The organism is Calditrichota bacterium (genome assembly GCA_020637445.1).
Taxonomy (GTDB): Bacteria; Electryoneota; RPQS01; order RPQS01; family RPQS01; genus JABWCQ01.
In genome coordinates, this window is record JACJVZ010000001.1 from 1,786,303 (window position 1) to 1,799,133 (window position 12,831).

The following is a 12,831-nucleotide window of genomic DNA, read 5'->3' on the forward strand; positions in this document are numbered from 1 at the left end:
AAATGACTATGAACTTCCTGCGAATCGTGTTTCTGCTGACTCCGCTGTTCTGTGCTTGGGGTCAGCCTTATTGGGACTATATGCTTCATCCTGAGCGGCTATCTTGGCCGTTGGATGCCCAGATCCATCACTTCTCGAGTTGGTCTCGAAATGGCAGCAATAGTGACTTGGGCTTTTATTATGGCCCGGACCAGTTCGGCAACCAGATTCTTGCAGACGTCGAAGGACCGGGAGTCGTCACAGACATGTGGTGGACGCAGGATTTACAAACATCAGCGTGGCGCTGGAGGTTGTTTGTTGACGATACCACAAACGCTCTGATTGACACACCGCTCGTGTATCCCTTTGGACTGATGAGTCCGTTTTTGCCTCCGGCGGCGGACAGCTCTTCGGGAGGTTACTACTCTTACGTGCCGATCCCATTTCAGGATCATATCCGGATTACATACAACGACGCGCGTGATATTTATTATCACGTATCCGTGATCACGTTCCCTCCGGGTACTCCTGTTGAGTCGTTCACGATGCCTCCCAGCACGGACTACATGACCAGACTTGATTCACTCTCGGCTCGGTTGTCGACACCGCAGACTCCGATCTATGTGCCGTTGGAATCGGCGTCCAATTTTGCGACCGTCTTGAATCCGGGCGAACGTGTAACCGCATTTGACGAAGCTCTGAGCGGACAGACACGGCGCATCTTGCTTGTGCTTCAAAACCGCACACAGTCGGTCTTTGAGAATTTCTGGATCAGAGTTTATACAGATGGCTATCCAATTCCTGACATAGAAGGCCCCGTCTCGGCAGCCATGGCGTCGCCTCTGGGCTGGCACAACTACCAGTCGACAGTGACGGGCTCGCTGGGGGATTCTTTGTACTTCAACTTGCCTGTCGTGGCCTACCAGGAAGTGCGCATCGAGTTTGAAAACAAGACGGCGGTTCCACAGCCTTTCTCTACGCGCGTGGAATGGACGTCGTCGCAGGTCGGGCCGTTTAGATTAATGGGGCAATACCGCGAGGCTAACCCGACTCGGTTTTGGGAAAACTATTTGATTGCGGAGTTTGAGGGCGCGGGCAATTTCGTCGGTACGACTCAAGACATGCAGCAGCCGGACAACCACGTGTTGGAAGGTGACGAGCGGTTCTTCATCGACGGGGAAACGACGCCGACGTGGCATGGCACGGGCACGGAAGACTATTTCAAAGGCGGACGCTACTGGACTCCCGTGTATACTCAGCTTCCCCTGCACGGCTGCGTGGCCTACCTTGCGGACAGCGCCGCGGCATATCGTTGGCACAACAACGATCCCGTACCGTTTACGACTCATTTGAAATATGACACGGAAGTCGGTCGGTTCAATAATCTGAGCGGTCACTACCGCACAATGGGATTTGCGTACGTGGAACGGCCGCAGTGGAAGGCCGTCGACGCAAGCGGAGACCACGCGACTCACTCGGGCGAGACGCTTCGCATCATCGGCAAATCACTTGATCCGCTTTCGCCTATCTACGGCACACAAATGGGAGACGAGTGGCTGGGTTTGGCGGACGGCGCGTTGTTGTCGGTAAACGGCGATTCGGTCTTTGATACGGAGTTCATCGCACCGGACTCATTGGCTCCGGGCGACTATCCGATCATGGTCATGACGGACTCCGGTTTAGATACGATCATTGCGTCTTGGAGGCATTTCGGGAATCCCACGGTGTGGTTTCTTCCGACCAGAACGGACATAGACAACGCAGTTTTTTTTGGCGACACGTTGGATATCACGGTGCAGGGCTTACCGCAAGACGAGACCGCAACCATTGCCATTGGTGGAATTCCATGTCCGTGGGTGGGAGTGACTCCTGCGGCGGATAGCCACGGGCGAATTGACGGAAAGATACGAGTACCGTTGGGACTTGTGGAAGGTGATTACCCGGTTACGGCCACGACGAAGGCCGCCGGACACGGGATTTCGGATAGTCTGCTGCATTTTCGCAATTGGATACGGCTCGAACCGGAAGTCTTACTGCGCTCAAGTTGGAGCGGAGCTCGCATCAAAGAAGAGTGGTGCTATGATTGGATTCGCCACAACGACCCTGCTCCGTGGGGGCGCATCGCCTGCTACGTGCTGACCGGTAACGGACCGACCAGCTACGTAAATTTGCCGTTTTGGGCGCCCTCTGGAGGAACATTTCAGGCCGCGTACTTCTTCGGCAATACGGTCAACGGCGCAATCGTTACGATGGAAATTAACGGCGAGAGCAGCCTGGTTGAACATGACCTGTACGAATACACACTTTACCAGAGTTGGGTCCGCAGTGATACGGTTTGGGGCGGCACACACACTTTGAATCCGGGATACAACCTGCTGACCATGCGGACCGTGGGGATTAATCCTTCGTCGATTGGCTGGAAAGCCGTTTTGGATCAAGTGCTGTTTGTCGCGACGGAACCTGATCCTGCTCCGGTAGCTGTGGAACATGTGCGCATCGTTCCGATTCCGAACGGCATCACGTTGCACTGGAGTCCGGTCAACGAAGACGTGGAAGGCAATCCCATTGTGCCGTTTGCCTATGACATCTTTAGCGCGCTTCCGGATGATACGATTTGGGTCTGGCAAGCGGAGACTTTTGGCAGCGACTCCTCGTGGACATGCGAGACGTTGCAAAATGGTCCGGTAGAGTTTGCGGTGGCGGCACGGCTGGGAACAAACCTTCCGGCCAGTTCAATCCGCAAGCGAATGCTTCAGCAGAAGTGATTTGACATTCAACAAAAAGCCCCCGAACACTCGGGGGCTTTTTTCGTTTGCAATAGCTCCGAACTAATCTGTCGCCGTGACAACATAGTAACGAGCATCTCCGACTGGAATTGGAATGGTCAGAGACGTGTTCGACGTTGTGCCTTCAATCGTATCCCATGGCCCGTCGAAACTCGGTCCGCTCCACAGCCTGTAGTTGGCCGAGTTTCCTTGCCAGTTAAAGTTCAAATTGCCCGTATCTCCGTCATAGAGGATCGTGAGTCCCGAAGGAGCTTCGAGCACGTTGTCGACATATCCGTAACCAAAAATGTCATCGACATACCAGCCCTCGCGGTTGGTGTTTGCATCCGACCCAAAGCGGAAGCGAAGCTGCACGTCGGAACCTTCATACGCCGACAGATCGAGAGTGTAGTTAATCCACGTCGCAAGTGAACCGGCAAGGCAAGGTTCGCCCGGTGCAGGGCCGGTATATGGATTACTGCCGCCGGCTTGGTAGCGGGTGGCTCTGTTGTAGCCCTCGACGGGAACGATGTTCGTCCACGGACCGGCATCCACCGAAATTTCGATCCAGCCACCGTCATAAGCGGAGTCCGCATAGAAGCTGGAAACTTCGGACTCAATTCCTGTCGAGAAACTGATTTGTGCAAACGGCGGAAGCGACGTCAACACGGGCGACGTCAAACGCGCATCGCTCAAATCGGCGTAGTTTCCCGTACCCGTATCACCGCACTTGTAAGATTGCGTTCCGGAATTCGCGCGCTCGGTAGAGATATGCCACTGATCGACCCAACCTGCCGGAGCATCGTGCGTCCAGCCCGCGCCGCCCGTTTCAAAATCTTCGTTCAAGAAAGTGATTTGCTGCAGTGCGACAAGTTGCGCATTGACGATGGTCGTATCATCGACCACAACTGAAACGCCGTAAACCGTATCGGGACTGAAACCGATCTTGGAAAACACGACGTCATATGTGCCGTCAGACAGCGCCAAATAGTAGTCGCCGTTCACGTCGGTGAATACTTGATTGGAACCTGAAAGAATACTCACTCGAACGCCGCCGAGCGGATCGGTTCCGTCGGTGACATTGCCGCCGATGCGGCCGAGGTTCGACACAGACAGGACCGCTTCGTAGGCATCAATAAAGCCGTGGCCATAGATGTTGTCTTGACCGGCAGTACCGTAGTCGATAGCCGTATTCATGATCGCATCTTTGATGGTCATGTGGTCACAATCCGGGCAGGCCTCACGCATGAGAGCCACAACCCCCGCGACGTGCGGACCGGCCATAGATGTACCGGAATACGTACCGTTATACCCGCCGCCGGGAACGGACGAATAGACGTCCACGCCGGGAGCGCAGATTTCAGGCTTAAAGTTGTCGGGTTCGGCCGGAGTACAAGGAGTCGGACCACGGCTTGAGAAACTGGCAATGGGATACGGCGCGCTGTAGTTCGTGGCATCCACGGCACCGACGGAGAATATCTGATAAGCATTCAATGAATAGATAGCCGGACTGCGCAAACCGCTTGTGCCTTCGTTTCCAGCCGACCACGTGATTACGGGCCCTGCGGCTTCGCAATTGGTCACGACGGTATTCCAGAAATCAAAGCACTGCACATAGCCCAAGCTCGTGTTCACACCCCAGCTATTTTGAATTACGTCCGGGACGTCATCCATTGTGTTGACATTGTTGTCCGGGTCCGCGAACCACTGATAGGCGTCAATAATGTCGTTGTCGAAATTGCTGCTCACACCCTGATCAATTGCATTGTCGGCAATCCACATCGCATTGGGAGCAGAGCCGACCGTGATGGTATCGGCACCGCTGATCGCGCGTCCGGTGATTGTACCCATGACGTGCGTGCCGTGGTTGTTGTTGTCGACCGGGAAAGTGGTTCCACCGCCCAATGCGTCACGCCAGCATTCGGATGCGGGAGCAACCGTTCCACGCCAACGGGAGGCAAGTGCAGGATGTGAGCCATCGACGCCGGTATCGCAATTGGCAACCAAGACGCCGTTGCCGGTGATGCCCAATTCACGGTTAACTTGCGTCGCGCGAATCGCATCTTGACCCGGAGTAGTTGTTTCCGTATCGAGCGGATTGCGGCGGTGTTCGCGGCCGTCGCCGATGATGGGGTCGATCAACTCCGCTTTGAAGTTTTCGGTGACGTATTTTACGTCTGAGCGGTTTCTCAATGATTCAATGAAATCCTTGCTCGCGTGAATGACAAACAGGTTTTCGATCCAATAGGCCGTGTAGCCCGTCAGATCTCCGGTTCGCTGCAATTCATCGAGCTCGCTCTGAAAGGCAGGCTGCGTTTGTGCGGCGTTGTACTTCAAGGCCTCGATCACTTCTCTGTGGCGCTCGGCCAGAGTCGCTTTGCGCGCATGCAGCGAAAAATCCAGCGCCATGATGTCGATTGGACTTTCTAAAATGACGATAGCGCTGACTTTGTCTTTTGCGGCTGCCTTATCCAGCTCGAAGTCCAGCGCGGGCGAAAACTCCGCGGCAAAGAGCGACGAGGCGGCAATCAGACAAACGAGTACACTCAGATTCTTAAACCAAATTTTCATGGTGCTCACCTTAATTTACGCAGTGCTACTGATCCTCGTTTCAAGGATACTTAAACCTAAATTTACGCTCAATTTGGCGGCAAGGCAAGGACAGACGGGAAGATTCTCAACAATTTCAGACCGGATCATCCAGAACAAAAAAAAGGGGTGCCAGAGACACCCCTTTAGAAAAACAATGATTTGGCTTTCCCTACTTGACCAACAGCATCTTTCTTGTGGCCACAAAGGTGTTGCCGATGGTCAACCTATAGAAATACAGACCCGTTGCAAGAGTGTTTGCATCGTAGGAAATCGTATGGCGGCCAACCGAATAAAAGCCGTCAACAGGCTGCGCAACCAGCTCTCCGTTGACGTTAAAGATTTTCAGACTTACGGGATTCTGCTCCACGACGTCGAAGACGAAATTCGTGACCGAGTTGAATGGGTTGGGGTAGTTTTGGTGGAGAGCATACTCGGTAATTACGGCAGCCGAAGCATTGGGTGTCGCCGTGACTTCGCTGCCCCAGTTTTGTGTCGAGCCGTCGCGGTTCACAGTGAACAATGTGTACGTGTAGCTTGTTCCATTTGCCACTTCGTGGTCAACATAGTCGTAATTTGCCCCGGATGGACTATTTTCTGCCTGAACAGACGCGATAAGCTCGAACTCTGAATCGTTTCCGAGTTTGCGCATCACATTGAAGCCATCCAAATTAGTCTCAGACAGAGTGTTCCATGTCAATTTCACGGAACGGTCCGCGGCAACAGCATCAAAACTTCCTTGCTCAACGGGCAGCACGAGATCGATATAAAGACACGCCCAGCCATCCACCTCGGTGTAGATCGGGAATTGCGAATTGAGGTCTGCCCAAGTGAAAACAAGAGTCGTCGTACCATTCTCCCAATACGGAACTGCAGCCGGCGACTCAATATCCGAATTACATGCTGTATTGGGCCCGCAGCCTGAGGACAATGTAGCATAGAAGAACGGATCACCCGTCAAAGGGACGTCGTAAACATCCAGCAAGTATTTGGGGGTACTCGCACAAAGCCAAATGCAGACAGAAGTAGTGAGGTGGTTGTGGTTGTTCTGGTCAACGTCAAACTGCTCCTCCGGAATTTCCAACACGGCCGAACAGGTGTCGACAAGCGACTCACATGTCCAGCCGTCGACGACTATTTCGCTCAGACCATTCACAATAGTAAACACGGCGGAAGTCCAGAGGACATTGTCGCGGGTGACCGTAACAAAATACTTCGACGGCGTGGGAGTGGTTGTTGAGATCGTGAATGCAGGGTCTGTGGCAAACCCGCCGGGGATTCCCAACAGGTCCTCTCCGGTTCCCATGTCAATCTGATTGAAGTTGCATTGACCAAATCCATTGCCGACAATGGGCAGAATATCACTGGGGTCGGGGCCGTTGTCATTATGATCCTGTAAACCGTCAGCACATTTGGGACAGTTGGTCCAGTAGTATTAGTGGATGGTTTGTGATGTAAGTACAGCCGCGCGGCGCGACTGTACTTAACGCAAGTGACCAGGTTCGGTGTTGCGTTCCCTTCGATGAGATGTTATCATGTATCATCGAAGAAGGAGGGCTGACCATGCCCAGGCGAAAGAAGCAGGTTGCGGCGGCAGCGCCGAAGGAAAGCGCGGCGCAGTTGATCAAGACGGTGCGTCGGCAGACGCGGACGAAGTACAGCGCGGAAGACAAGATCCGGATCGTTCTGGAAGGACTGCGGGGCGATCATCCGGTGGCCGTATTGTGCCGTCGGGAAGGCGTGAGCGCCAACGTGTATTACAATTGGCTGAAGGAGTTCATGGAAGCGGGGAAGGCGCGTTTGAAGGGCGAAGCGGTGCGCGGCGCGACCAAAGGGGAAGTGGAGTCGTATCGTCGTCAGAACGAAGAGCTGCGTCAGACGGTGGCCGATCTGATGCTGGAGGTGCGGACGCTCAAAAAAAGTCTCTTCTAAAGCGTAAGGCGAAGCGTTATGCCCGGCACACGTCCGAGCAGAAGCAGGATCTCTTGCGTCTGGTGGACACTGCGGCGCTGTCGGTCCGCCGTTGCTTGAAGCGTTTGAAGCTTCCCAAGAGCACGTATTACCGTTGGCAAAGCCGGGGCACACTCGCAGACCACTCTTCGGCGCCGCGCCGTGTCTGGAACAAGCTGCTCGAAGAGGAAGAGAGCACGATCATCGCGAACGCTTTGCTGGACGGCGATCTGTCACCGCGCCAACTGGCGTTCAGGATTACCGATGACGGCGGGTTCAGTGTCAGCGAGAGCACGGTCTATCGCATTCTGAAGCGCAATGGATTAGCGCGGGAGTTGCCGCAGATCATCCCAGCGGCGAAAGAGTATCACCGCAAGACGTCACGGGTGAATGAACTGTGGCAGACCGATCTGACGGAGCTGATGTTGCCCGACTGGGGCACGCATCCGTTGGGCAGTGTGGTGGATGACTTCAGCAGGTTCTCGATCGTGTTCCGGCGCTTGCGCAACTCGAAAGGTGATACGGTGCAGGAGCTGATCGCGCAGGCGATTGCCGAGACCGGGATGGAAGAAGTGCCGCGTCATGAGCGCGTGCAACTACTGAGCGACAACGGCGCTTGCTACAAATGGGGCGCGTTCAACACCTACTTGAAGAGTCTGGGGATCCGGCACATCTTTTCGATGCGCAACCATCCCCAGACCAACGGCAAGGTCGAACGTCTGAACCGCACGGCCAAGGAAAAGCTACAGCTGATCGTGCATGCGTCACCGGAGGCGTTCGACCGCGCGCTGGAGGAGTTCCGGCACTGGTACAACTATGAACACTACCACAAAGGTATCGGCAATCTGCATCCCGCCGACGTCTACTACGGCCGGGCCGAAGCCATCCTCAAACAGCGCCAACTGCTCAAAGAACAAACAAAAAAGGCCCGTAAACAGGCCAATCTAAATCCTAACCAAAAACCACGAAGGAAACGTAACTTACGAACCAAATCCCTCCATTAACTTAACTGAAAAAGTGTCCCATTTCTTCTGACGACCAACAATTATGATCCCACCAAATTTGACCCATATACCCATGGCTGATTGGACCGCCGGAGCCGTCACAACCGTGAGTCAACGGCGTGAGATTCAGTAAGATAGCATTAAACTGCGCAAACGCAGATGTCGAAAAACCAAGGCATAGCAAGAACAAAAACAACTTCTTCATAGTACACCTCGCAGAACAAAAACTGTTGATTAACCTGATCTCCAAGACAACTAACACTTTCAATATCGCCCCAGTTATTCACAAAGTCAAGCGTGATTGCTCGCTCCGCAAAACAACACCGGGCCTCCCATGTGGGAGGCCCGGTAAGATTTCTAACCAAAAGACTTAGGACCTTGCACAAGCGCATCGGGTCCAGCGTATACGCTGGTTACTTGACGAGCAGCATCTTCTTCGTGGCGGTGAACTCGTTGCCGATCTTCACCGTGTAGAAGTACAAACCTGTCGCAAGATCATTGGCATCGAAAGATACCGTATGGCGGCCAACCGAAAATATGCCGTCAACAGGCTGCGCAACCAGCTCTCCGTTCAGATTGTAGATGTTGAGGACGACGGGATTCTGCTCCACAACATCGAAGACGAAATTCGTCACGGAGTTGAACGGGTTGGGGTAGTTTTGAAGAAGGGCGTGTTCTGTGACGACTGCGGTCGAAGAGGACGGTGTCGCTTCAGCGATCGTTGTCCACGTTCTGACTTCCCCGCCGATACTTACAACTTCTATGCTGTACGTATAGGTCCGTCCGTTCACGACCGTTTCGTCCAGATAGGAATAGGTCGAGCCGACGGAAGTATTGGTTCCCGCAACAGTGTAAACGAGTTGACCGTCACGGAGCAATCTGAAATAGTCAATCTCAGACTCGGAAGCTGTTCCCCATTCGATCAGCACAGCATGGTCGCGCGGCTGAGCCTCAAAGTACGACTCAACGAAGCCGATAGTGTAGTCAAAGCCGTCTTCCAAGCATATGCACCCACTCAGGTATCCCGGATAAATCCAGTTGCACCAATAGCCCGTCAAGTCGTCATAAGTCCATGCATCATTCCTGAAAATTGCCGATGCCGGTGGGCATTCTGTGCTGCATCCGTCAACTCCCCATGAGCAACCCGGAGCTACATTGACAAACAAGAACACGTCTGGATCAAGCGGACCGTAACAAATTTGCACAGGGGTATTTGCGCAAAGTGAAATACAAGTAGAGTGCGGCCCATCTGCCCAGTAGTCGATTCCGCCGACCGTTTCAAAGTAAATGTACGTGGGCTCGTCGCAAGGAGGAGCGGCGCTAAAGGAGTCTTCCAAACAGACACAGCCGTCCGCGTTGCCCGGAACAATCCAATTGCACCAAAGGCTATTTGCTTCGTCGTAGGTCCACGAATTGTTATTGAAATTGAAAGTTGCAGGCGGGCATTCAGTGTTGCATCCCGTTTCTCCACTCAAACATCCTGAACTCACCGCCGCATAAGGGATCACATCTTGTCCCAGCGGACCGTAGCAAATCTGAACAGGTGTATTTGCACAAAGGGGAACACACGTGAAGTGCGGTCCGTCCGCCCAATAGTCGATTCCGCCAACGGTTTCGTAGTAGTAATACGTGGGTTCATCGCAAGGTGGAATCACGACACTAAAAGAGTCTTCCAAGCAAATGCAGCCGTCTGTTTCGCCCGGACTAATCGAGTTGCACCAAAGACTGTTAGCTTCGTCATAAACCCAAGCATTGTTGTCGAAAGTGAACTCGGCGGGCGGGCACTCACTACTGCATCCTTCAATTCCAAAGGAGCAGCCAGAGCGTACTTCGGCAAATGGGATCACATCTGCGCCCAACGGACCGTAGCAAATCTGAACGGGTGTATTTGCACAAAGGGGAACACACGTGAAGTGCGGTCCGTCCGCCCAATAGTCGATTCCGCCAACGGTTTCGTAGTAGTAATACGTGGGTTCATCGCAAGGTGGAATCACGACACTAAAAGAGTCTTCCAAGCAAATGCAGCCGTCTGTTTCGCCCGGACTAATCGAGTTGCACCAAAGACTGTTAGCTTCGTCATAAACCCAAGCATTGTTGTCGAAAGTGAACTCGGCGGGCACGCATATAACGTCACATCCGCTGTTTGCAATCGAGCAACCAGAACTCACCGATGCATAGGGGATAACATCTGCGCCCAACGGACCGTAACAAATCTGAACGGGAGTATTCGCACAAAGGGGAAGACACCTGAAGTGCGGCCCGTCTGCCCAGTAGTCTACACCATTGGTAGTTTCGAAGTAGTATTCAGTAGGTTCATCGCAAAAGAACTCTTCTCCATTGCACACCCAGCCGCTGACTTCGTATTCGTTTAGGCCGTTTTCTATTGTGAATACTGCAGAAGTCCAACGAGCGAGCGGGCCATCCACAACAACGTAGTATCTTGAAGGCATCGGAGTCGTTGTGCTAATCGTAAAGGCAGGATCTGTGGCAAAACCGCCGGGGATTCCCAGCAGGTCCTCGCCTGTACCCATGTCGATTTGGTTGAAGTTGCATTGACCAAAACCCGATCCGACTATGGGCGGAAGATCGGATGGGTCTGGACCATTGTCGTTTTGGTCCCAAACAATGGTGGCAAAATAGCCATGACTTATGGCCTCAAGATCCCCGAAACAGTCATGGGTCAGCGGTGTTGTGTTGATTAGTATCGCGTTGAACTGCGCAAAGGCAGTTGTCGAAAGTCCGAGGCACAAAAGCAAAAGAAACATCTTCTTCATAGCCACCTCGATAAGGTTGTTGGGAACGGTTAAAAAAGCTGCAAATCCCTTGAGTTTCAAGATTGTTCAACCAAGTCAATAAGTCAAGAGAGTTCTGTCACATATTCCCGTAAAACAACACCGGGCCTCCCATGTGGGAGGCCCGGTGAAAGTTCTAACCAAAAGACTTAGGACCTTGGCGTTAGCGCATCAGGTCCAGCATCTACGCTGGTTTTACTTGACAAGCAGCATCTTCTTCGTGGCGGTGAACTCGTTGCCGATCTTCACCGTGTAGAAGTACAAACCGCTGGTCAGGTTCGAAGCGTCGAACGAAACAGTGTGACGACCGGCGCCAACCGTGCCGTTCACCAACGTCGCAACTTCTTGACCCATCGCGTTGTAAACCGTCAGGTCAACATGGTTTTCCGCAACCACGTCATACACCAAGTTCGTGCTCGGGTTGAACGGGTTCGGGTAGTTCTGATGCAGAGCATATTCCGTGATCACTGCAGCGCTCGCGCTCGGCGTAGCCGAAACGATCGTGCCCAGTTCCGTCACGTTGCTGTTCGCGTCGATCAGGTTCAGCGTGTACTCATAAGACGTGCCGTTCACAGCGCCAGCGTCCACATACGTGTAGCTCGTGACGTTCGTCGCGTCCACCGTCGTCAGAGACTCAAACTCATGACCAACCATGCGGCGCAGAACTTCATAGCTCGCCACGTCCGCGCCAGCGCCGACGGTCCAAGCCACTTCAACCGAATGATCACGGGCTTCCGCCGTCAGGTTCACGTCCACAACGCCTTCGATGTAGTCGAGGCAGAAGCAAACGCAGCCTTCGCTCAACGGGGTAATCACGTTGCACCATTGCTCAGTGCTCGGATTGTAAACCCAAGAAGCGTCGTCATACAGGTACTGGGCGCCCGGGCAATCCACGTCGCAACCCGAGTTCGTCGGCGAGCAGCCTTCGAACAAACGAGCATGCGGACGCTCGATCTCACGCAGCGGTCCAAGGCAGATCGTCACGGGAGCGTTTTCGCACATGCCGATGCACTGATAGTAAGGAACCGGGAAGTCACGACCGCCAGCCGTCGTAATCAAAACTTCCGTCGGCTCGTTGCAGGTCGGGCCTACCGGCACACACTGCCAACCACCCACTTCATACTCATTCAAACCATTCAAAACCGTGAACACTGCCGACGTCCAACGAACGCCGCCACACTCGACCACGACATAGTACAGCGACGGCTGGGGAGTCGTCGTGCTAATCGTGAACGCCGGGTCCGTCGCAAAGCCACCGCACAGACCCAACAGGTCTTCGCCAGTGCCCATGTCGATCGTGTTGAAATTCGCTTGGCCGAAACCAGCACCCACCGCAACCGGGCTGTCCAATTCATCCGGACCGTTCGCATTCGCGTCCCAATAAATCACAGCGTCGCAGCCGTGGCTCAAACAGTTGCCGCCAAAATCACACTGATCCGTCAACGGCGTGAAGTTCAACAAAATCGCGTTGAACTGCGCCTGGCTTACACTCGCCACCGCGAAAAGGGCCATCGCCATCAAAATCATTTTCAATTTCATCTAAAGCTCCTTGCTCCTGATTAGGTTCTATCGGTTTCTTATTTCTGGGTCACTTGTCGTGATTTTGTCACATACCACACACGACTAAGTATACTACCAAGAGACACGAGAAGTCAAGGCAAAACGATGCGGAATGAAAAAACTATGGATAGGTTAGGCCAGATAGGCAATTGTTTATTTTATTAAAAAACAAGAGCTAAGATATTTTCTGCT

At 53.4% G+C, this 12,831-nt stretch carries 7 protein-coding genes; 3 read left to right on the forward strand and 4 right to left on the reverse strand.

What is annotated here, in order from left to right; all coding sequences use genetic code 11:
- The first annotated feature begins 8 nt into the window (after positions 1 to 8).
- The gene (locus H6507_07510; GenBank protein MCB9368934.1) at positions 9 to 2,744 is read left to right on the forward strand and encodes a DUF2961 domain-containing protein; all 2,736 of its coding nucleotides are present in this window, start codon (positions 9 to 11) and stop codon (positions 2,742 to 2,744) included.
- A 63-nt stretch (positions 2,745 to 2,807) separates the two neighbouring features.
- Here H6507_07510 and H6507_07515 read toward each other — a convergent pair whose 3' ends face one another.
- Together H6507_07515 and H6507_07520 are read right to left on the reverse strand one after the other, a co-directional pair.
- Complete coding sequence (locus H6507_07515) at positions 2,808 to 5,315, reverse strand: S8 family serine peptidase (GenBank protein ID MCB9368935.1); 2,508 nt, start codon at positions 5,313 to 5,315, stop codon at positions 2,808 to 2,810.
- A 190-nt stretch (positions 5,316 to 5,505) separates the two neighbouring features.
- A complete protein-coding gene (locus tag H6507_07520; protein MCB9368936.1) occupies positions 5,506 to 6,639 on the reverse strand; it encodes a T9SS type A sorting domain-containing protein in 1,134 nt (377 codons plus the stop codon).
- 257 nt (positions 6,640 to 6,896) lie between these two features.
- On the opposite strand from H6507_07520, the gene H6507_07525 reads away from it, so the two are divergent.
- Together H6507_07525 and H6507_07530 are read left to right on the forward strand one after the other, a co-directional pair.
- Positions 6,897 to 7,265 carry a transposase gene (locus H6507_07525; GenBank protein ID MCB9368937.1) on the forward strand — a complete coding sequence of 123 codons (369 nt, stop codon included), beginning with the start codon at positions 6,897 to 6,899 and terminating at the stop codon, positions 7,263 to 7,265.
- A gap of 53 nt (positions 7,266 to 7,318) precedes the next feature.
- Positions 7,319 to 8,287, forward strand: a complete 969-nt coding sequence (locus H6507_07530; protein ID MCB9368938.1) for a DDE-type integrase/transposase/recombinase — start codon at positions 7,319 to 7,321, stop codon at positions 8,285 to 8,287.
- Positions 8,288 to 8,700: 413 nt separating this feature from the next.
- On the opposite strand, the gene H6507_07535 is transcribed toward H6507_07530, so the two are convergent.
- Both H6507_07535 and H6507_07540 read right to left on the reverse strand, forming a co-directional pair.
- Entirely contained in the window at positions 8,701 to 11,061 is a 2,361-nt protein-coding gene (locus H6507_07535) for a T9SS type A sorting domain-containing protein (protein ID MCB9368939.1), read from the reverse strand.
- Between the two features lie 213 nt (positions 11,062 to 11,274).
- On the reverse strand, positions 11,275 to 12,618 hold the full coding sequence (locus tag H6507_07540; protein MCB9368940.1) for a T9SS type A sorting domain-containing protein: 1,344 nt from the start codon (positions 12,616 to 12,618) through the stop codon (positions 11,275 to 11,277).
- Between the last annotated feature and the right edge of the window lie 213 nt (positions 12,619 to 12,831).

Coding starts and splice junctions, on each gene's coding strand:
- H6507_07510 (MCB9368934.1), top strand. CDS start 9: ATGAACTTCCTGCGAATCGTGTTTCTGCTGACTCCGCTGTTCTGTGCT.
- H6507_07515 (MCB9368935.1), bottom strand. CDS start 5,315: ATGAAAATTTGGTTTAAGAATCTGAGTGTACTCGTTTGTCTGATTGCC.
- H6507_07520 (MCB9368936.1), bottom strand. CDS start 6,639: ATGGGAACCGGAGAGGACCTGTTGGGAATCCCCGGCGGGTTTGCCACA.
- H6507_07525 (MCB9368937.1), top strand. CDS start 6,897: ATGCCCAGGCGAAAGAAGCAGGTTGCGGCGGCAGCGCCGAAGGAAAGC.
- H6507_07535 (MCB9368939.1), bottom strand. CDS start 11,061: ATGAAGAAGATGTTTCTTTTGCTTTTGTGCCTCGGACTTTCGACAACT.
- H6507_07540 (MCB9368940.1), bottom strand. CDS start 12,618: ATGAAATTGAAAATGATTTTGATGGCGATGGCCCTTTTCGCGGTGGCG.